The organism is Janthinobacterium sp. GW458P, from assembly GCF_002127585.1.
Lineage (GTDB): Bacteria > Pseudomonadota > Gammaproteobacteria > Burkholderiales > Burkholderiaceae_D > Janthinobacterium.
Map to the genome: position 1 here is coordinate 45529 of NZ_NEGZ01000024.1, position 19465 is coordinate 64993.

Consider the following 19465-nt stretch of genomic DNA (forward strand, 5'->3'; position numbering starts at 1 on the left):
CGCCATGCAGATCAAACAATCGCGCATTCCCTGCCCACTATTTGCGCTTTGTTTGATTTTTAGAGTGCCTAGCAGAACCGTAGCGAGCGGCAGCGAGTTGCGACAGAGAAGCGGAACTGTGCTTGAGCACAGTGAGCATCGGAGGTCGCAAATCGCGACGCGCAGTAGCTTATGCAGGTACTCTTATTTACTTAACTCACGCTCGACCGCATATACGGCAATCTGCACGCGGCTGCTCAGCTTGAGCTTTTTGAGGATGTTCTGCACGTGGATTTTCACCGTGCTTTCGGCCACGTCCAGCTGGCGCGCGATTTCCTTGTTGCTCAGCCCTTGCGCCAGGCAGGCCATGGCTTCGCGCTCGCGCGGCGTCAATTTGTCATAATCGGCCTGGGGCGCGTTCTGGCCCGCGCGGAACTGCGACACCAGCTTGGCCGTCATGGCGTCGGCAATCACGGATTCGCCGGCCGCGGCGCGGCCGATGGCCTGGCCCAGCTGCTCGGCTTCGATATTTTTCAACAGGTAGCCACGGGCGCCCGCGCGCAGGGCCGCGCCCAGGTCGGCCGCGTTTTCCGACACGGTCAGCATCAGCACGACCATCTGCGGCCAATCCTGCAGGATCAGCTGCAGCGCCTCGACGCCGGACACGCCGGGCATGTTCAAGTCCATCAGCACCACGTCGGGCTGCAATTCGGCCACCAGCCTGACGCCGTCGAGCCCGTTCGCTGCCTCGCCCACCACCTGGAACTGAGGATTGCGCTGCAGCAGCAGCTTGACGCCGCTGCGCAGCAAGGTGTGGTCGTCGACCAGCAGGATTTTGATTGGAGCGTTCACTATGTTTGTTTCTTCTGCCTGATAGGGGTGAATCATCTGTTACGCGGCCTGGCGCCGGGCTGCCGGCAGGGCCAGCGAAATCGTCGTGCCGCCGCCGGGCGTGCTGTCGATGGCAAATTGCGCCCCGAGACGCTCGGCCCGTTCCTGCATGATACGCAAGCCGATCTGCAATTCCGTTTTCTTGTCGCGCAGGTTGGCGGCGAAGCCTTCGCCGTCGTCGCGCACCTGCAGCGTGAAATCGCGCCCGTTCTCCACGCGCAGCGCCACATTGCTCGCTTGCGCATGCTTGCGGATATTCGACAGCGCTTCCTGCACGATGAACAGGATCTGCAATTGTTGCTCGGGCGCCAGCGGCGCGCCGTTGCCGCTCATGTCCAGGCTGCCGACGACGCCCGTCTGCAGCTCGAACTTGGCCAGCACTTCCGACAATTTGCTTTCCAGGTCGCTGCCATGCCAGCGCGTGCGGAAGTTAACCAGCAACTCGCGCACGTCCTGGTAGCTTTGTTCGACACCCATGCGCATCAGCGGCAACACTTCGGCCGCTTCGTCGAGCTGGCCCCGGCGCACGGAATCGTCGAGCATCTGCACTTGCAGGCTGATGAAGTTCAAGCTTTGCGCGATGCTGTCATGCAAGCCTTCGGCCAGCAGGCTGCGTTCGCGCGCCACGGCGAACTCCTTTTCGCGCGCGATCAGGCGCTGGTTTTCGATGGCGATGCCCAGGCTCTGGCCCAGCGTCTCCAGCCAGCCCTGCTGCTGCGCATGCACCGCTTGCGGCCGCGCAAAGTGCAGCGAAAAACTGCCCACCACCTGGTCGCGCGCGAGGATGGGGAAAACGGCGATGGCGATAAAACCTTCGTCCTGGCAACGGTAGCGCTGCAAGGCGTCGACCTGGCGGAAATCGCGGATCTGGATCACGCCCTGCGCCACGGCCGCGCCGCACAGGCAATCGTTGTTGCGGATGCAGTGCTCCTCTTCCACCATGGCGTCGGAAATACCCTCGTGCACAATGATATGCACGGTATCTTGTTGCGGATCAAGGATGCGCACGGTGCCGCCTTCGGCCTGCGCGAACTGCATCACGTGGCGCAAAAAGCCGCGGCACAGGGCATCGATGGCGTGCTGTCCCGCCAGCAGGGTGGAGATGTCGTGCAGGGTGGCCAGCTGGCGTTCCTGCGCGGCGCTCAGGCCCGATGCGGCTTGCGCCAGGCGGCGCTGGCGCCAGCGCGAGGCTGGAAGTTGTTTGCGGGAAGGTTGACTGCGCGGCGCATGCATGTGGAACTCGAATCTGAAAAGTGGTGCGCCCGGCAAACGCTGCGGCCTGCCGGGCTGGTAAAGGTTACAAATGGATCTCGGTGCCCAGCAGCTTGACGAACTGCGCCAGCCAGGCCGGATGGGCGGGCCAGGCGGGCGCCGTGACGAACTGGCCATCCGTGACGGCGTCCGTGACGGCGATGTCGGCGTACGCGCCGCCCGCCAGCTTGACTTCCGGCGCGCAGGCGGGATAGGCGGAAATGCGCTTGCCGCGGATGACGTCGGCGGCGGCCAGCAATTGCGCGCCGTGGCAGACGGCGGCGACGGGCTTGCCCGCCTCGGCGAAATGGCGCACGGCGGCGATGACTTTCTCATTCAGGCGCAGGTATTCGGGCGCGCGGCCGCCGGCGATCATCACGGCGTCGTAATGGGCCGGATCGATCTCGTCAAAGCTGGCGTTGAGGGTGAACAGATGGCCCGGTTTTTCCGTGTAGGTCTGGTCGCCCTCGAAGTCGTGGATGGCCGTCTTGATCGTCTCGCCGGCCTTCTTGCCGGGGCAGACGGCATGCACGGTATGGCCCAGCATCAGCAGGGCCTGGAACGGCACCATCGTTTCATAATCTTCTGCAAAATCGCCGGTCAAAAACAGAATTTTCTTCGCTGCCATTTGGTTCTCCTATGAAAGATCGTCACCGTATCGCCATCGGCACCCTGCGCCGCAAGGCGTATCTTAGCGCGACTTGGCAGCCATACTGGATATTTATCAAACTTTTGCCACTCAATGCAGGCATTTCGAGGCTGAGACAGAATTATTTCAAGGCTCGCAGGTCAAATCCAGACGACCCTCTTTGAAAGCCTGGCCATGAGTACCTCCATGAGCACTCCCCTCGGCGGCACGCTGATCCGCGTCTTCGACCATTTCGCCGATGCCGAGCGGGCCCGCGGCGCCCTGCTGGCCGACGGTTTCGCCCCCCATGCGGTGCAGCTGGACGCGGGCGACGACGAAGCCGGTCCCGTACAGGGCAATTTTACCGTCGGCAATCGCGACACCCTCACGGGCCGCCTCGAGCGGGCCATCAACACCGTGTTTGGCGGTGACAACCATATGTACGGCCGTAACTATGGCACCACGGCATTTCGCGGCATGTTCCGCCTCATCGTCGCCGTCGGCACGGCGCAGGAACGGGAGCGGGCGCACGCCATCGTGCAGGCATGCAATGGCTGCGACATCGAACAGCGCACGGCCAGCCACGCGGGCGGGCGGCGCGCCGATGCGGGCGCCCATGCGCTGGCAGGCTGACGCCCTCCCCCGCGCGACGAAATTATGGCAAGATCGACGTTCCTTCATTCCACAGTGGAACTTGCCATGATTTATGAAATTGCCCATATCCAGATCAAATCGGCCACGCACGCAGCCTTCGAAGCGGCCGTGGCGCAAGCCGTGCCCCTGTTCCAGCGCGCGCGCGGCTGCGAGTCGATGCGCCTGGAGCGCTCGATCGAAAACGGCGACGCCTACCGCCTCGTGGTGGGCTGGACCACCCTGGAAGACCATACCGTGCATTTCCGCGGCAGCGAGGACTTCCAGGCCTGGCGCGGCCTCGTCGGCGAATTTTTCGCCGCCCCGCCGCAGGTCGAGCATATGAACACCGTGCTGACGGGTTTTTAAGCCGTCAGCGCCAGCCCTGCCGCCGTCAGGCCGCGGGGTGGTGGAACACTTGCCGCAAATACGCGAGGAAAGTTTCATCCTTGCACAGGGTCTTGCCCGGCGAATCCGACAATTTCGCCACGGACTGGCCGTTGCAGCGCACCAGCTTCATGACGATGTTGAGCGGCGTCAAACCGACGTCGTTGGTCAGATTGGTGCCGATGCCGAAACCCGTCATGATGCGGTCGGCAAAGTGCTGGTACAGGGCAAACGCCTTGTCCAGGTCCAGGCCGTCCGAAAACACGAGGCGCTTGGTATTGGCGTCGATGCGCAGGGCCGCATAGTGGGCCAGCGCCTTCTCGCCCCACTCGACGGGGTCGCCCGAATCGTGGCGCAAGCCGTCGAACAGCTTGGCGAAATACAGGTCGAAGTCGGCCAGGAAGGCATCCATGCCGACCACGTCCGTCAGGGCGATGCCCAGGTCGCCCCGGTATTCCTGCACCCAGTCTTCCAGTGCCGCCTTCTGGAAGTCGCGCAGGCGCACGCCGAACGACTGGAATGACTGCATGTATTCATGCGCCATGGTGCCGATCGGCACGATGCCGAGCTTTTTCGCCAGGTAGACATTCGACGTGCCCTTGAAATACTCGGGCACCTCGCGCGCCAGCCGCTGCACCACCTCGTCATGCCAGGCGCCGGAAAAACGCCGGCGCACGCCGAAGTCGGAAAATTCAAACGGATGCTTGCGCCTCGGCAACTTGCCGAATTCCTTCACGGCTTCCACTTTCAAGCCCAGGCGGTGGCGCCCTTCGCGCATGGCCGCATCGAGGTCGAAACGGCGGAAATACAGCTCGTTGATGATGTACAGCACGAAAATCTCGAAGCCCATCACGTGTACCTGCGGCCCGGCCGCATGCACGAGCAGGGTGTCGCCGTCCGTGCTGACGTCGATGAATTTGCGCTGGAAGCGGAACACCGTCAAAAAGTCGACGAAATCGCTCTTCATGAAGCGCAAGGTGCGCAGATAGGCCAGCTCGTCGTCGGCGAACGACATCGCGCACAGGTGGTCGAGCTGCTCTTCCAGCTCGCCCTTCAGTTCCGCCAGGGGGAAGACGGGCGTATTGCGGCAGACAAATTCGTATTCGGTGTGGGTATTCGGGTGACCGTGCAGCAAAGCTTGCCACATTGTAAATTTATACAGATCGGTTTCCAGCAAACTGCGCACTATCGGGGTCATGTGTGTTTTCTCCAACTTCCTGAAGGCAGAATAGTACGCCACCGCAAGCATTTCAGCAGGGCATGATCGACAGCGGCTCAGGCCGGCACGTTGGCCAGCAATTCGGGCACGACGTCGGCGGAAGTTGCCAGCCGCACGCCGCGCTCTTGCATTCCGGCAATAAAGTCGCGCTGCTGCCGTTCAAAACCCGTGACGGGACTCATGCAGTCCGTCAGCAGCACCAGGCGCGACAGGGCCGGCTTGCCCTGCTGGGCTTCCAGGTAGTCGGCGATATGTTCCGTGCTCGCTTTCACGCAATGGCTGCCCGCCTCGCCGCAGATGTAGAGTTGCTGCGCCGGCAGCAGGGAGTCGAGGAAAGCGCGGTTGAGCTGGGTGGCCGCATCCTGCGCGTCCGGCACTTCGGCCATGACGGCCGAGTAATGCTCGGTCCACGGATTGGAACCCTTGCTCAGCTTGGCCACCACTTGCAGGTGGGCCACTTCCCACGCGTTGTAGGCGGCGCGCACGGCCGCGTGCACATTCTGGCCCCAGCTGCCGATTTCGCAGTGCACGGGCCACACCATCAGCCGGTAGCGCCCGGCCTGCTCCAGGGCGTCAAGGTAGGCCAGCGCGCGCGGCAAGGCGCCGGCGGCGGCGGGCCGGAACAGGCCGTCGCGCACCTGCTGCGCGCCGATCTGCGTGAACGGCGCGACGGCACCGCCGTCGCCCGTGCGCCAGAAGGCGGGGTGGGCGATGTCGAAGCGGTGGTGGGCGTCGAGGGTGATGCTGATCTGCGTCAAGCCCGCTCCCCCTTCGCGGATCAGCTGCGCCACGCGCAGCATGTCGGCATGGGCGCCGGGCACGGCCAGGGCCGGCGCCGCATCGGGCGGCAGCCAGGCGGCGGGCAAGTCGCAAAAATCGTTTTGCGGGTCGATGACAAGCAGGTGCAGCTGGCGTTTCATGGCGATCCTCGTGCATGGCGGGTAGTGCATGATAATGGCAACATCACCATCACGCCAATCCGGGAGCCGCCATGCACCGTGCCAATCGCAATAATTTGCGTCCGAGCAAATTACTCAACAGCAAATGGACGGCCGTCACGCCAGCCAACAAGGAAAAACACTTCCTGGTCATCGGGCTATGCGCAACGGCCACGCCCGATGAGCCCGTCACGCACGTGAAGCTGGAAGCCGTGCATTCGGGCCGCGTGCAGATCCTGCCGTGGCGCGCGCTGCAGGATGCGGCGCAGTGGCATCAGGGATGGAAGACGTAGCGGCGCCGACGCCGCTCGACCAGCTTGACGGCCGCCTCGCCCGCCTCGGCGACGGCGTCCGCTTCCGTCGCAAACTGGTGATCGGCCGACACCCGGCGCTTCTTCACGAGGTTCGCCCTGTGCATGGGGTTGGCGGTAGGGGCATAGATGGCGACGTAGGCGCCCCACAGCTTGCAGCCCCGCAAGGGTTCCGCCGTGTAATTTACCTCATAAAAATCAACATACTTTATCGGCACGATGTACGCTCCAAAAATGACATGGCCGGACAGCTTGTCTCTACGGACTGACACGGTAACAGGGTAAAAATCATGTGCGCGCTTGATCGGATACCTGATTCAGTTCTCTACTTATTATTGCGCGGCACAGGAGAAAAGGAATGAACGATTACATCATCTTCATGCATGACGACACGGAAACACCGATGGAAGTCGCCACGCCCGTCTGGGACGACTACTTTGCCATGCTGCGGGCCAGCGGCCGCTTCCTCGGCGGCAGCTCCATCGGCCCCGGCGTCTGCGTCCACCGCTCCGGCCAAACCAGGCCGGTGACGCCGCACTTGTCAGGCTATCTGCGTGTGCAAGCTGAAAGTATAAACGATGCAAAAAAATTGTTAATCGGAAACCCCGTACTGAACGCAGGGGGCACGGTAGAAATCCGCGAACTGCCGCGCGACTGACGCGGCAGGGCCGGCCAATAGCGACAGGCAGTCGAACGATTATCTATAAATAATAGATACAGCAGCATCTGTAAAACGGGGGCGCCATGCGGAAACGAGACCAGGAATCAGCCTGGTCAAATATCTCGGAGTCTTGCCTCACTTAAAATTGCACTACGACAGAAAGTTTTGTCGCAGTCCGGGTCCGCTCGACAGACCGTTTTGCTTTCTCGAAATCCACATTACCTTCATATAGCTTGCTCATGACCTTGATTTTTGCGTGAATAGATGAATCAAAAATTCTCTTCACATCGGTCGAAAAGTCCAGCGATAGCTCATGCCTGCTTAGCCTGTTCGTTGCAACCCTGCACATTCCCAGCATATCCGTGAATAGTGAATCTTTTTGCAGCCCATACTGGCAAATTATAGTGTCGGCCTTTTCAAAGTCGGGTTCGCCACCAGACGCGGATGTATTCATTTCCATGATGCTTTTGCTGACATTTTCCGTCAGCCCCGACGTTTTTGATGAAAATTCAGCGCTACCGCTTGCCAATGGCGCGCGTGCACCCACCCCCGCCTCCATTCCCAGCTCAGCATCACTTCCAAGCGAGACATTATCAATATTGCTGACGGAAACATTCTTCGCACCCAAGGCAATACAAAGCTGCACAAAAAGACCGTATTTCCGATTCATCAGATCCTCAGAAAAACCGTCCACAGGAACGAACTGGTCAGTATAGCCCGGCCTAACAACGATACTTCCTGGACGAATCGCCGAAGGATCGACAAGCGCCGTAACTTCATCAATTTTCGCCGGAGAAAGAGGTAGCGCAATTACTTTTGTGTCCAATCCCGGATCGGAAAATTCTTCCCTGTCACGCCTTGAAATCTGATTCAAATCTTCGAGGAAAATTTCATCCACAAATATGATTTTTCTGACATATTTATCCATTGATTTTATTCCAGATTTTTGAAAGAAATAAAGTAAAAAGCAGCACCGGCCTGGGCAAATTCAAAATCCGTTGAAGTTTTTCAACGTCTGCGACACTACCGCGACTCAAATCACGTCCCATTTGCCCAAGAATTCCGTTTACTACCGTCGCAACATGATGGCGCAAGTCACCATGCACATTAAATATCATTAATACCGGTGATATTCGACCATCAATGTCGAGCGTGCTTGGCCTGATTGAAATCAAACCGGATCCAGCAAAACTCATCCTGATATCCAGCGTCTCACCTTTAAAAAAATAAAACGCCTCCAACATCGCAGCTTCGTCTATATTTTTTCGAATGAGAGCTAATTTCGGATCCGCCATCTCCAATTTATCATAACGAGCACCCTGTTCACTGATCCTCCAGTACTCAACCTCACCACTATTATCCAGCGCCTGAGCAAAAAAATATGCGCAATTAGGCAAGTCAAGCGATGGCATCTTTGACGACACTTTCAATCAGGCGTTGGAAATTTTCTGTATCCGTCAGATTAGCCGCGTACACATAACCCGCCACGTCATCGATCGTTTCATACAATTTTCGGAAATCATCATCATTTTGCAGAATATTATTAATCTCAGCCGGGTTGATATTTTTCCAGCCAGACTCATCAACATGGGATGCAATAATATTAATCCTTTTTCTGCTCTTCCCGGAGGCTCTTAAAGCACGAACAGTTTCAAAAAGATCCTTACGCACTTCGGCCATATAAGATGAATCCGTTCTTGACAGGTTCAACAAATAAAAAACATGTTCATGCGATTTAACCAGTTCCAACCAGTCTCCGCGACGATCCTGCGTGCCCGGCATGTCTACGATTTCATTAATTTTATAGTCCGTGCCTGCGATCTTGATAAATGGTATAAATTTGTGAACAGTCTTGGCAGTAGTAGCCTCCTTCCGCTGGAAGTCCGTTGCTTTCCCCAACAAACGGTTTATGAAGGTAGTTTTCCCGGCATTCGGACGCCCCCATATGGCAAACTTCCCTATGGATACGGACGCGACCGGAACTACTTTATCTTGTGGATTATTGTATTTTTTATAAATCGCAATACCCACTCCTGCAACAAGGCCTACAGCAATAAATGGCAGCATTCAACTTTCCTATACTCGAATATATTCACAACTTAACATGGCGCCCAACCGACGCGGACAGCGCGATGCCGCCGCTGCGAATGGATAAACAGTTACATGCGTAAAATTGGTAGCATATCATGTTGCCTTGTGGAAATATAAAAATGTTGCCGCTTAAAAGACCAACCCGTCCCGGAATTTCTCCAGATGGGAGAATAAACGGGGAGTGAATGCAAACCAGCAAATGGGGAATGATTGGCCGGGTTCCAACCGCTCCATGCCGAAGGCACGCTTGAGCTTGCTTCAGTCATCGTGCGCGCAGGCTACTTTCCGGCCTCGGCTGCCGCATGCATGGACCAGACGACGCTGAGGATTTTCCAGTCGCCGTCGCGCTTGACCATTTGCCACGCTTCCACGCCATAGTTCGACAATTTATTGCCGACGAGGAATTCGTAGTCGAAATTGACCCACGCCACGTGGCGGTCCTGGGTGATCTTGACGTTGTAGAATTTTTCTTCCGTGCGCTGCGGTTCGCGCTTGATGAAGCTGGCGAAAGCGGCATAGCCGCCCGCTCCGACGCCGTCGAAGTGGACGTCCGTCGTGCCGCGCATCTTCTTGATGAAATCGTCGTCGGCCGGCGAGGCGAACAGGATGTTGCTGTGCAGCATCAGCGACGACAGCAGCCTGACGTCCTTGGCAATCAGGGCAGCCTGGAAGTCGGCGACGACTTGCTCGATGGCGCGAAGATCCTCGGGCGTGGCGGCGTGGCGGCCCACGTGGGCCGGCGCAGGCGGTGCAGCGGGCGCTGACTGCGCCAGCGCCATGCCTGCCGAAAACAGGGAACTGCCGAACAGTACTGCGCTGGCCAACTTGTGCATGGGGGACTTTCATGGCGAACGGCTCGCCGGCCCGGCACGGGGCGTGCCGCCGGCAAGCTTATGTCAACCATGACAGATTGACAATCCCTCTTTGGAACTAGAACGGGGCCAGACTCAGGCGGCCAGCGCTGCGATCGAGGCGCGGCCCCTGGCGATGGCGCCGGCGACGGCGTCCTCGCCCATGGCCACGCCTTCGGCTTGCACGAACTCGATGTCGGTGATGCCGATGAAGCCCAGCGCCGTGCGCAGATAGGTGCTCAGGTAGTCATACGCGGCGCCGGGGCCTTCGCTGTAGACGCCGCCGCTGGCCGTGAAAATATACGCTTTCTTGCCCGTGGCCAGGCCGACGGGACCGGTGGCCGTGTACTGGAAAGTGCGGCCGGCGCGCGCCACGTGGTCGATCCACGCCTTCAGGGTCGATGGCACGGAAAAGTTGTACATGGGGGCGGCCAGCACCAGCACGTCGGCGGCCAGCAATTCATCGACGAGGGTGTCGGACACTTGCACGGCGGCCGCCGCCTGCGCGCTGCGCTGCTCCGCCGGCGTGAAGAACGCGCCCATCACTTCTTCCGTCAGGTGCGGCACGGGCTGCGCCGCCAGGTCGCGCACGACGATGGTGTCGCCCTGTGCGGCCAGTTTGGCGACGAATTCGCCCGACAATTGGCGCGACAGGGAACCGCTGCTGCGCACGCTGCTATTGATGTGTAGTACGTTTGCCATGATGCACTCCTTCAAGGACGATAGATGGGGGTGCGGCGTTTGCTGCACTTGCATACATCATAGTTCGGGTCTACCATCGATAAAACCGTATAAATATCAATGGTTAGCATCGAATTTCTAGATAGGGAGTATTCATGAGAGAACCGGGCCAGCCTTCGCTCGACCAGTTGCGCGTCTTCGTCGCCGTCATCGACGCGGGCGGCTTCGCCCACGCGGCGCGCCAGCTGCACCGCACGCAGTCGGTGATCAGCTACACCATCGCCAACCTGGAAGAACAGCTGAACGTGGTGCTGCTCGACCGCGGCAAGCGCAAGCCCACCCTGACGGACGCGGGCCGAGCCCTGCTGGCCGATGCGCGCGCCGTGGCCCTGAAGGTCGACGGCATGCGCGCGCGGGCCAAGGCGCTGGCCGGCGGCCTGGAGGCGGAAGTGTCGGTGGTGGTCGACGTGATGTTCCCCACCTGCGTGCTGGTGCGCGTGCTCGAGGCGTTCCAGGCGCAGTTCCCCACCGTCGCCCTGCGCCTGCGCATCGAGGCCATGGGCGCCGTGGCGCAGCTGGTGATGGATGGCAGCTGCCACATCGGCCTGGGCGGCTGGATGACGGCCACGGCCAGCGTCTTCGAGCGCCTGGCCGTCGGCCACGTGCGCCTGATTCCCGTGGCCGCGCCCAGCCACGCGCTGGCGCAGCTGGCAGGGCCGATTCCCTCGGCCCTGGCGCGCGAACACGTGCAGCTGGTGCTCAGCGACCGCAGCGCCCTGACGGAAGGCCAGGATTTCGGCGTGCTGGGCTTGCGCAACTGGCGCCTGGGCGACCTGGGATCAAAACACGCGCTGCTGCGCGCGGGCCTGGGCTGGGGCAACATGCCCGAAGCGATGGTGCGCGACGACCTGGAAGCGGGCCGCCTGGTGCACCTGCCGCTGGCCGTCGACAACGGCGAAAATTACCCGATTTACCTGATCCAGCGGGCCGACACGCCGCCCGGCCAGGCGGGCAAGTGGCTGACGGAGCGCTTTGCGGAACAGTTGCCGATGCTGGAACAAGTCTTTTAGATGCGCGCGCGGCCGGGTATCATGCGCGCATACATTGATCAGTATCAAAAGGAAACACCATGGCCGGCATCGACGACTTCGTCAACAAGCAAAAACCAGGCGCGCGCTTCGTCATCACGGCGCAGATGCTGCGCATGACGCCGCAGCAGTTCGACTCGCTGGCGCAGGAATGGATGGAAGACGGCGGCCCCGGCTTCGACGTGGCCGGCATCCCGCACCGGGTGGTCGTCGACGGGCAGTTTTATATTGCGCGGCTCACCGTGGCACGCCACGGCGAGCCGGCATAAGGCCTAATCGACGCCCAGCACGTGCAGGCGGCGGCGCAGGCGCGCCACTTCTTCCGACAGATCCACCACCAGGCCGGCCAGTTCCGCGTTGGCGTCGAACACGGATTCGATTTCGTGCAGGCGGCGCGCGCGCACCAGGTCCATGCTGGTGAAGCGCCAGGCCGTCAGCTGCCCTGCCGGCGGGCCACTTTGCAGCAGCACGCCCGTCAGCACATGCTGCACCACCCAGTCCGGCTCCACGGCGCAGGCGCGCGCCAGTTCTTCCAGGCTCAGGGCACGGTCTTCGAGCAGTTCGCCAATTACCTTGTTTGTCATGATTTACCCTCCCAGCTTCTGGCGCGGATTGAAAGCCATCTCGCGCGCCATGGTTGCATACAGTTCGCGCGCCTTGTCGTCGTTCGCCGGCGGCAGCACCACTTCCAGCAGCAGATACAGGTCGCCCGGCTGGGCGGCGGGAATGCCGCGCCCCTTCAGGCGCAGCTTGCGCCCCGTCTGCGAATTGGGCGGCACCGTGACGGCCACGGTGCCCGACGGCGTGGGCACGGCGATTTCGCCGCCCAGCGCCGCTTCCCAAGGCGTCACGGGCACCGTCTCGAAGACGTCGCGCCCTTCCACCTTGTAGCGCGCATCGGGCTGGAAGCGGATTTCCAGATACAGGTCGCCGGCGGGCGCGCCGCCGCTGCCCGGCTGGCCCTGGCCCTTCATGCGCAGCTGCTGGCCTTCCGTGACGCCTTTCGGTATCGTCACTTCCAGGGTGCGCTCGCGCGTCACCACGTGGCCCTGGGCGTCCGCTTCGGGCACGCGCATGACGATGTGGCGCCTGGCGCCGTGGTAGCTGTCCTGCAGGTCGATATTAATGGCGGCGTGGCTGTCCTCGCCCTGCATCTGGAAACTGCCGCCGGCGCGGCGGCGCCCGCCCACATGGGCAAACAGGTCGGCGAAGAAGTCGCTGTCGTCGGCGCCCGACGATTCGTAGCCCGCGCCCCAGTCCGGCGGCGGCCGGAAAGGCTCTCCCCTGGCATGGCCCTGCGCGCTGCGGCCCAGCTCATCGTAGGCGGCGCGCTTTTCCGCGTCGCCCAGCACGCCGTAGGCCTCGTTGAGGGCCTTGGTGCGCTTGTCGGCGTCCGGCTCCTTGCTCACGTCGGGATGGTATTTGCGCACCAGCTTGCGGTACGCCTTCTTGATCTCGGCCTCGGTCGCCGTCTTCTCGACGCCAAGCTCCTTGTAGTAGTCCTTGTATTCCACCGTGCCTGCTCCCCATGGTTGAACTGCCTGTGGGAAGAGTACACGAATTGGCTGCGGCATAGCGTGCGCACAATACAACAGCGCCCGCGAAGCACGGCTTGCGCGGGCGCTGGGCAGGAAGGCTACAACGCCTAGCGCACGCGGCGCACCGAGGAAATGCGGCGGTCCAGGCCGCCGTGCAGGCGGCCGTAGCTGCCCGGCCCCATGACCACGCAGCGGCCGCGGAAATTGGCGTCGACGCAGAATTCCCAGCGGCCGTAATTGACCACCACCGATTCGGCGCGGTCGTTGAAGCCATAGCGGCTCAGGTCATGCACTTCGCGGTCCAGGCGCACGGGCCGGCCGCGCATGCCCGCATCGGGAAACAGCAGCACGGCGCCATTCATGTCGGGACGGTGGCCGCCGCCGTGGCCGGGATAGCCGGGATGAGGACGCTCCGGGCGCGGCGGGTAGGGACGGTGGTCGCCGCCATGGCCCGGGCGGCCCACTTCGCGCACGGAGGAAACGGCGTCGTTCATGCCCGGCATGCTGTCGTAGCGGCCAGGCTGCAGCACGCGGCAATTGCCACGGTAGTTGGCGTCCCTGCACACTTCCCAGGTCCCCGAGCGCACGATGATGCTCGATGTCTTGTCGTTAAAACCCATGCGCGACAGGTCGCCCGTGTCGGAATGCAGGGTCACGGGACGGCCACGGAAGCCGGCATCCTGGAACAGGGTGATTTCGCCCGCCGACGCGGCCAGGGGGGCAAGGAAAGTGGCGGCGCACAACAGCGCAGGGCGGAAAGATCGAACCATGACAACTCCAATACTGAGACATTTTCGCCAGTGTAGACCAGGCGGCAGGCGGCGAGTGTAACAAAGGGCAAGCAAATGTCAGCACACGGCCGGGAATGTAAAAACCGCCTGGCGGGATCAACCCGGCAGGCGGCCTGTCAGCACGGCGGAGGAGTATCAGCGCACGCGGCGCAGCGAGGAAATCTGGTTTTCCATGCTGTTCAGGCGCCCGTACTCGCCCGGCCCGATCACTTCGCAGCGGCCATGGAAGTTCGAATCGCTGCACACTTCCCACTGGCCCTCATTGACGATGATGGACGAGGCGCGGTCGTTGAAGTTGTAGCGCACCAGGTCTTCCGCATTGCGGTCCAGCGCCAGCGGCTCGCCGCGCATGCCCGCTTCGGGGAACAGCAGGACGGCGCCGCGCTGCTGGTACTGCGGCTGCTGGTATTGCGGATACTGCGGCTGCTCATACTGCGGCCGCTGGTACTGATTATCGTACTGCTGCTGGCGGCGCGCTTCGCGCTCGTCGACCATGCGCGCCGACGAGACGCGCCCATCGAGGCCGCGTCCCAGGTCGTCGTGGCGGCCAGGGCCGAAGATGCGGCAGATGCCGTTGTAGTTCGAATCGCTGCACAGCTGCCAGTAGCCGTTATAAACGACGATACTGGTGGTGCGGTCGTTGAAACCGATATTGACGAAATCATCCGTGTCGCGGTTCAGGCGCGCCGAGCCGCCATTCTGGCCCGCGCCCGAATACACTTCCAGGGTGCCGCCACGGCCATAGCCGCCATGGCCCCGGTCGGGATCGCGCCCAGGGCGCCCCGGATTGTAGCCATCGCCGCGGCCCGACTCGCGCACCGAACTGATGGCGTCGTTCATGCCCGGCATCGAGCGGTATTCGCCCGGCCCCAGGGTGCGGCAATTGCCGCGGAAGCCGGCATCGGTACATACATCCCACGTGCCCGAACGCACCAGGATGCTCGACACCTTGTCATTGAAGCCAAAGCGGGACAGATCGTCCGTCGTCTCGCGCAGGTTCACCGCGCGGCCACGGAAATCGACGTCTTCGAACAAGGTGATTTCGCCCGCATGGGCCGCATGCGCCCCCAGCGAGAGCAGCAAGGTCGCCGCGCATGCCAGCGCGTGTTTGAGAGGGCCCGTCATGATTAACTCCATTCTTCATTCTTTGATGATGATTTGCCTGGCCAAAACGCCAGGGTGCCATTGTAACAAGCGCCAGCCCGCACAAAACGCTCAGTACAGGCGGCGCAGCGAGGAAATGCGCTTGTCGAGCGCCGTGTTCAGTGTTTCATACCTGCCCGGCCCCATGCGCTCGCAGCTGCCGTTGAACTGCGAGTCCGAGCACACTTCCCAGGTACCTTCATTGATGGCGAGCGATTCGGCCTGGTCGTTGAAATTCAGGAGCACCAGGTCGCTGACGTCGCGGTTCACCTGCAGCCCTCGGCCCTTCAGGAAGGCGCGGCCGTACAGCACCACCAGTCCCTCGTCATTTCTCGGACGGTTCTCCTCGCGCGGATCGACCAGGCGGGCCGACGACACGCGCCCGTTCAGGCCGCCCAGGTCATCGTGGCTGCCCGGCCCGAACACGCGGCAGCTGCCATGGTAGTTGGAATCGCTGCACAGCTGCCAGTAGCCATATTCGACGCGCGCGCTGCTGGCGCGGTCATTGAAGCCGATGTCGACCAGGTCGTCGCGGTCCGCGTTCACGCCGGCCGACGCGCCGCGCTGGCCGGCGTCGGCGAACAGCTCCAGCGCCGCGCGGCGTCCGCCGCTGCCGCTGCTGCCGCCGCCGCCAAGTTCGCGCACCGACGAGATTTTATCGTTCATGCCCGGCATCGAGCGGTAGTCGCCCCGTTCCAGCGTCTTGCAATCGCCCTTGAAATCGGCATGCGTACACACTTCCCAGCTGCCCGAATCGACCTGGATGCTCGAGACGGTGTCATTGAAATTGACGCGCGACAGGTCGTCCGTCGTATCGCGCAAGACCACCACCCGGCCCTTGAAATTGTCATCGGTKTACAGGCGGATCTCGCCGGCCTGCGCCGCGAGGTGGACAAACAGCGAACTGGCGCACAGCAGGGCGAGGGCGAAGGGGCGATGCATGGGGCGGTCTCCGTGGCGGCAAGGATAAGTGATCGACATGACAACTGCTGTCAGTGTAGCCATCCGCAGCAGAAACGGTGTAACAAAGTATGTGAAAAGCACAATAAATTGTTACCAAAAGCAATGACAGGCTCCCGCAGGAGCCTGTCATTGCCATGTGCCTCGCTATGCGGCTCGCGTCAGCGCACTTCGCGCACCGAAGAGATGCGGTTGCTCATGCGCTCCAGGCTCGCATATTCTCCCGGTTCCAGGGTGCGGCAGCGGCCGCGGAAGCCCACGTCCTCGCACACTTCCCAGTAGCCCGAACGCACGCGCACGCTCTGCACCGTGTCATTGAAGTCGCGCTCGCGCAAATCGGCCGAACTGTTGCGCACGGTCAAGCTGCGGCCGGCGAAATCGTCGCGCGTATAAAAAGTCAGCTCGCCGCCCAGCGCGCGCCCCGGCAGACGGCCGCGCTCGCGGTCATGGTCGCGGCGGCCGTCCCAGTCGCGGTCGTGGTCGCGGTCGCGCTCCCAGTCGCGGTCACGCCCCCGGTCCCAGCCGCCGCGCACTTCGCGCAGCGACGTGATCTTGTTGGCGCGCCCGTCGAGCGAGGGATACTCGCCCGCATCGAGCAGGAAGCAGGCGCCGCGGAAATCGGCTTCCTCGCACGCTTCCCAGCGGCCAGAGCGCACGCGGATGCTTTGCGTCGTGTCGTTGAAGCGCAGGGTTTCCAGGTCGGCGACGGCGTCGCGCACGGTCTGCGAGCGGCCGTGGTAATCGTCGCGCGAATACAGGGTCAGTTCGCCGGCGCCGGCCAGTTCGGCCGTCATGGCGGCGCCCAGCAACAGGGCGCACCTCAGGGTGTGTTTCAGCATGGTCTTGCTCCATAGTCAATGTATTGCGGTTTGACTATTTGGTCATTTTGCCAAATAGAGCGCGCAGTCTATCCGCGACTGGCCTTCTTAGCTGTAACAAATGATTACCGAGGCGGGCGCCGGGGGCGGCGCGCGGACAAGCACGGCGAATGCCGGTAGAATCTTGTCTTTAGTCAAGCTTGCCGCCCATGCCACACACGACCTCGTTCACCCTGCCCGCCGTCCGCAATGAAGTTTCCTCGCTCTGGAAGCTGGCCTGGCCCATCCTGATCGGCCAGCTGGCCACCGTCGGCATGGGCGCGGCCGACGTGGCCATGACGGGCCATACCAATCCCGAGGAGCTGGCGGCCGTCTCGCTGGGCGCGGCCATCTGGTCCATCGTGCTCGTCACCGTGAGCGGCATCATGATGGCGATCAATACCCTCGTGGCGCATGAAATCGGCGCGGCGCGCCACGACCGGGTGCCGCACATCGTGCGCCAGGCGCTGTGGAAGGCGCTGCTGGTCGGCCTGGTGGCTTGCCTGCTGACGAACATGGCGGCGCTGGTGTTCGACCACCTGATGCTCGAAGCGGCGGTTGCCGCCAAGGCCAAGCTGTTCGTGCACATCATCAGCTGCGCGCTGCCGCCGTTCGCCGCCTACCGCGCGCTGTACGGCTACAGCACCAGCATCAACCAGACCAAGCCCGTGATGGTCATCGCCCTGGCCGCCCTGGCGCTGAATATTTTCGTCAACTACCTGCTGATCTACGGCCACTGGGGCATGCCGAAGCTGGGCGGCGTGGGCTGCGCCGTGGCCACCACCTGCTGCGTGTGGATGATGCTGCTGGCCATGCTGGCGTGGATCAGGATCGCGCCCGCCTACCACGCCACGTATCCGTTTACGCATTGGGAGTGGCCGCAGATGGCGTCCATCGGCCCCATGCTGCGCCTGGGCCTGCCCATCGGCGTGACGTATTTTGCCGAAGTGAGCGCCTTTGGCGTCATCAGCCTGCTGGTGGCGCGCTTCGGCGTAATCCAGGTGTCGGCGCACCAGATCGCCCTCAATTTCTCGTCCGTCGTCTTCATGGTGCCGCTCACCTTCGGCATTGCGCTCGTCACGCGCGTGGGCCATGCCGTGGGCGAAGCCAATCTGCACAAGGCGCGCTTCATTTCGTGGGTGGGCGTGGCCATGTCGCTGACGGCGGCCATCGTCTCGGCCACCCTGATCACCGTCTTCCGCCACCAGATCGCGCAAGCCTACACGTCGGACCCGCAGGTGCAGGAACTGTGCGCGCAGCTGCTGCTGTTCGCCGCCCTGTTCCAGCTGTCCGACGCGACGCAGGTGGCCACGTCCTGCGCCATCCGCGGCTACAAGGTGACGCGCCAGCCGATGCTGATCCAGCTGCTGGCGTTCTGGGGCTTCTCGCTGCCCATCGGCTATGTGCTGGGCCTGGCGCCGGCCGGTTTCATCTGGTCGCCGGCCGCGCCGATGGCCGCCGCCGGCTTCTGGATCGGCCTGGTGACGGGCCTGACGGTGGCCGCCGTGCTGCTGACCTGGTATCTGAACCGCCTGTCGCTGCAGCGCCTGCGCGCAGCCTGATAAACCAGCAAGGAAGCCTCATGCCGCAACCACGCCCCTTCAGGCAAGTCGACGTCTTCAGCACGGTTCCCTTCTCGGGCAATCCGCTGGCCGTGGTGCTGGACGCCGACGGCCTCGATGACGCGCAGATGCACGCCATCGCGCGCTGGACGGGCCTGTCGGAAACCACCTTCGTGCTGGCGCCGCGCGACCCGGCCGCCGATTACCGCGTGCGGATTTTTTCGCCCGAGATGGAATTCCCGTTCGCCGGCCACCCGACCCTGGGCACGGCGCACGCCCTGCTCGATGCGGGCATGCAGCCCAGGGGCGCGCGCATCGTGCAGGAGTGCGGCGTCGGCCTGGTGCAGATAGAACGGGGCGCCGGCGGCGTGCTGGCGTTCCAGGCGCCGTCCTGCGCCACGCGCGCGCTCGACCCGGCGCTGCTGCCGCTGCTGCAAACAGCGCTGGGCGGAGAACTGGCCGCTGGCGCCACCATCGCCGACATGGGCATCCGCTGGCTGTGCGTGCCGCTGGCCAGCGCCGCCGCCTGCCTGGCCGTGCGCGCCGACATCGCCGCGCTGACGCCCTTGCTGGCCGCCGCCGGCGCCGACGGCCTGGCGCTGTACGGCCCGCACGGCGCAGGCGGGCCGGCCGACTACGAAGTGCGCGCGCTGCTCAGCGAACACGGCGCGCTGGTCGAAGACCCCGTCACGGGCAGCGCCAACGCCTGCATCGCGCACCTGCTGGCGGGTGCCGACTACACGGTCCGCCAGGGCACGTGCCTGCAGCGCGACGGCCGCGTGTCCGTCACTTTCCGCGCTGGCCACGCCTGGATAGGCGGCGCCTGCCTGACGGTGATCGCAGGTACGATATTGGCCTGAACGGGGCAAAGCGCCATGGAATGGGCGGCTGCTAGACATTTTTGACGAAGGAAATACGGCCAGGAAGCGCTTATTCCGTGGCCGGGGCTATCGCATAAACAGGCACGCTCTGGTATCGTCTTACGCTTAGGCAACGCTCAAGCTTGCC

At 62.5% G+C, this 19465-nt stretch carries 25 protein-coding genes; 8 read left to right on the top strand and 17 right to left on the bottom strand.

What is annotated here, in order from left to right; translation table 11 throughout:
- Positions 1 to 183 precede the first annotated feature (183 nt).
- The 3 genes from CBW50_RS15035 to CBW50_RS15045 all read right to left on the bottom strand — a co-directional run bounded on the left by CBW50_RS15035 (position 184) and on the right by CBW50_RS15045 (position 2749).
- Positions 184 to 831: a response regulator gene (locus CBW50_RS15035; RefSeq protein ID WP_253251944.1), complete on the bottom strand. Its 648-nt coding sequence runs from the start codon at positions 829 to 831 to the stop codon at positions 184 to 186.
- Positions 832 to 870: 39 nt separating this feature from the next.
- A complete protein-coding gene (locus CBW50_RS15040; protein WP_086146312.1) occupies positions 871 to 2103 on the bottom strand; it encodes a GAF domain-containing protein in 1233 nt (410 codons plus the stop codon).
- Between the two features lie 64 nt (positions 2104 to 2167).
- Positions 2168 to 2749 carry a DJ-1/PfpI family protein gene (locus tag CBW50_RS15045; protein ID WP_086146313.1) on the bottom strand — a complete coding sequence of 194 codons (582 nt, stop codon included), beginning with the start codon at positions 2747 to 2749 and terminating at the stop codon, positions 2168 to 2170.
- Positions 2750 to 2956: 207 nt separating this feature from the next.
- Here CBW50_RS15045 and CBW50_RS15050 point away from each other — a divergent pair, with 207 nt between their 5' ends.
- Together CBW50_RS15050 and CBW50_RS15055 are read left to right on the top strand one after the other, a co-directional pair.
- The gene (locus tag CBW50_RS15050; protein ID WP_086146314.1) at positions 2957 to 3382 is read left to right on the top strand and encodes a hypothetical protein; all 426 of its coding nucleotides are present in this window, start codon (positions 2957 to 2959) and stop codon (positions 3380 to 3382) included.
- 66 nt (positions 3383 to 3448) lie between these two features.
- The gene (locus tag CBW50_RS15055) at positions 3449 to 3748 is read left to right on the top strand and encodes an antibiotic biosynthesis monooxygenase (RefSeq protein ID WP_086146315.1); all 300 of its coding nucleotides are present in this window, start codon (positions 3449 to 3451) and stop codon (positions 3746 to 3748) included.
- A gap of 25 nt (positions 3749 to 3773) precedes the next feature.
- Here CBW50_RS15055 and pncB read toward each other — a convergent pair whose 3' ends face one another.
- The gene (gene pncB, locus CBW50_RS15060; RefSeq protein WP_086146316.1) at positions 3774 to 4964 is read right to left on the bottom strand and encodes a nicotinate phosphoribosyltransferase; all 1191 of its coding nucleotides are present in this window, start codon (positions 4962 to 4964) and stop codon (positions 3774 to 3776) included.
- A 77-nt stretch (positions 4965 to 5041) separates the two neighbouring features.
- Positions 5042 to 5905 (bottom strand): cysteine hydrolase, encoded by an 864-nt coding sequence (locus tag CBW50_RS15065; protein ID WP_086146317.1) that lies wholly within the window; start codon positions 5903 to 5905, stop codon positions 5042 to 5044.
- Positions 5906 to 5976: 71 nt separating this feature from the next.
- On the opposite strand from CBW50_RS15065, the gene CBW50_RS15070 reads away from it, so the two are divergent.
- Entirely contained in the window at positions 5977 to 6216 is a 240-nt protein-coding gene (locus CBW50_RS15070) for a TIGR02450 family Trp-rich protein (protein ID WP_086146318.1), read from the top strand.
- Here CBW50_RS15070 and CBW50_RS15075 read toward each other — a convergent pair.
- Positions 6198 to 6452: a hypothetical protein gene (locus CBW50_RS15075; RefSeq protein WP_086146341.1), complete on the bottom strand. Its 255-nt coding sequence runs from the start codon at positions 6450 to 6452 to the stop codon at positions 6198 to 6200. The genes CBW50_RS15070 and CBW50_RS15075 overlap by 19 nt on opposite strands.
- 140 nt (positions 6453 to 6592) lie before the next feature.
- Between CBW50_RS15075 and CBW50_RS15080 the strand changes: the two genes are divergently transcribed.
- Positions 6593 to 6892 carry a hypothetical protein gene (locus CBW50_RS15080; RefSeq protein WP_086146319.1) on the top strand — a complete coding sequence of 100 codons (300 nt, stop codon included), beginning with the start codon at positions 6593 to 6595 and terminating at the stop codon, positions 6890 to 6892.
- Between the two features lie 142 nt (positions 6893 to 7034).
- Here the strand turns inward: CBW50_RS15080 and CBW50_RS15085 are convergent, their stop codons facing one another.
- From CBW50_RS15085 to CBW50_RS15100, 5 genes are all read right to left on the bottom strand, one after another.
- Complete coding sequence (locus CBW50_RS15085; RefSeq protein WP_086146320.1) at positions 7035 to 7823, bottom strand: hypothetical protein; 789 nt, start codon at positions 7821 to 7823, stop codon at positions 7035 to 7037.
- Positions 7816 to 8307 (bottom strand): hypothetical protein, encoded by a 492-nt coding sequence (locus CBW50_RS28905; RefSeq protein ID WP_139842528.1) that lies wholly within the window; start codon positions 8305 to 8307, stop codon positions 7816 to 7818. The genes CBW50_RS15085 and CBW50_RS28905 overlap by 8 nt, the downstream gene beginning before the upstream one ends.
- A complete protein-coding gene (locus tag CBW50_RS15090; RefSeq protein ID WP_086146321.1) occupies positions 8294 to 8962 on the bottom strand; it encodes a GTPase in 669 nt (222 codons plus the stop codon). The genes CBW50_RS28905 and CBW50_RS15090 overlap by 14 nt, the downstream gene beginning before the upstream one ends.
- A 302-nt stretch (positions 8963 to 9264) precedes the next feature.
- A complete protein-coding gene (locus tag CBW50_RS15095) occupies positions 9265 to 9819 on the bottom strand; it encodes a nuclear transport factor 2 family protein (RefSeq protein WP_086146322.1) in 555 nt (184 codons plus the stop codon).
- 114 nt (positions 9820 to 9933) lie between these two features.
- Positions 9934 to 10539, bottom strand: a complete 606-nt coding sequence (locus CBW50_RS15100) for an FMN-dependent NADH-azoreductase (protein ID WP_086146323.1) — start codon at positions 10537 to 10539, stop codon at positions 9934 to 9936.
- 134 nt (positions 10540 to 10673) lie between these two features.
- On the opposite strand from CBW50_RS15100, the gene CBW50_RS15105 reads away from it, so the two are divergent.
- Positions 10674 to 11588: a LysR family transcriptional regulator gene (locus tag CBW50_RS15105; protein WP_086146324.1), complete on the top strand. Its 915-nt coding sequence runs from the start codon at positions 10674 to 10676 to the stop codon at positions 11586 to 11588.
- A 59-nt stretch (positions 11589 to 11647) separates the two neighbouring features.
- Positions 11648 to 11875 (top strand): hypothetical protein, encoded by a 228-nt coding sequence (locus CBW50_RS15110; protein WP_086146325.1) that lies wholly within the window; start codon positions 11648 to 11650, stop codon positions 11873 to 11875.
- Positions 11876 to 11878: 3 nt separating this feature from the next.
- Here the strand turns inward: CBW50_RS15110 and CBW50_RS15115 are convergent, their stop codons facing one another.
- The 6 genes from CBW50_RS15115 to CBW50_RS15140 form a co-directional block, all read right to left on the bottom strand.
- Positions 11879 to 12190, bottom strand: a complete 312-nt coding sequence (locus CBW50_RS15115; protein WP_086146326.1) for a MerR family transcriptional regulator — start codon at positions 12188 to 12190, stop codon at positions 11879 to 11881.
- A gap of 3 nt (positions 12191 to 12193) precedes the next feature.
- Positions 12194 to 13120, bottom strand: a complete 927-nt coding sequence (locus CBW50_RS15120) for a DnaJ C-terminal domain-containing protein (RefSeq protein WP_086146327.1) — start codon at positions 13118 to 13120, stop codon at positions 12194 to 12196.
- 131 nt (positions 13121 to 13251) lie between these two features.
- A complete protein-coding gene (locus CBW50_RS15125) occupies positions 13252 to 13914 on the bottom strand; it encodes a beta/gamma crystallin-related protein (protein WP_086146328.1) in 663 nt (220 codons plus the stop codon).
- A 156-nt stretch (positions 13915 to 14070) separates the two neighbouring features.
- Entirely contained in the window at positions 14071 to 15060 is a 990-nt protein-coding gene (locus CBW50_RS15130) for a beta/gamma crystallin-related protein (protein ID WP_172404773.1), read from the bottom strand.
- Between the two features lie 90 nt (positions 15061 to 15150).
- Entirely contained in the window at positions 15151 to 16020 is an 870-nt protein-coding gene (locus CBW50_RS15135; RefSeq protein WP_172404774.1) for a beta/gamma crystallin-related protein, read from the bottom strand.
- A gap of 179 nt (positions 16021 to 16199) precedes the next feature.
- Positions 16200 to 16877 (bottom strand): beta/gamma crystallin family protein, encoded by a 678-nt coding sequence (locus CBW50_RS15140; protein WP_086146331.1) that lies wholly within the window; start codon positions 16875 to 16877, stop codon positions 16200 to 16202.
- Between the two features lie 188 nt (positions 16878 to 17065).
- Here CBW50_RS15140 and CBW50_RS15145 point away from each other — a divergent pair, with 188 nt between their 5' ends.
- Both CBW50_RS15145 and CBW50_RS15150 read left to right on the top strand, forming a co-directional pair.
- Positions 17066 to 18457 carry an MATE family efflux transporter gene (locus tag CBW50_RS15145; RefSeq protein WP_086146332.1) on the top strand — a complete coding sequence of 464 codons (1392 nt, stop codon included), beginning with the start codon at positions 17066 to 17068 and terminating at the stop codon, positions 18455 to 18457.
- 20 nt (positions 18458 to 18477) lie between these two features.
- Positions 18478 to 19317: a PhzF family phenazine biosynthesis protein gene (locus CBW50_RS15150; RefSeq protein ID WP_086146333.1), complete on the top strand. Its 840-nt coding sequence runs from the start codon at positions 18478 to 18480 to the stop codon at positions 19315 to 19317.
- Positions 19318 to 19465: the final 148 nt, after the last annotated feature.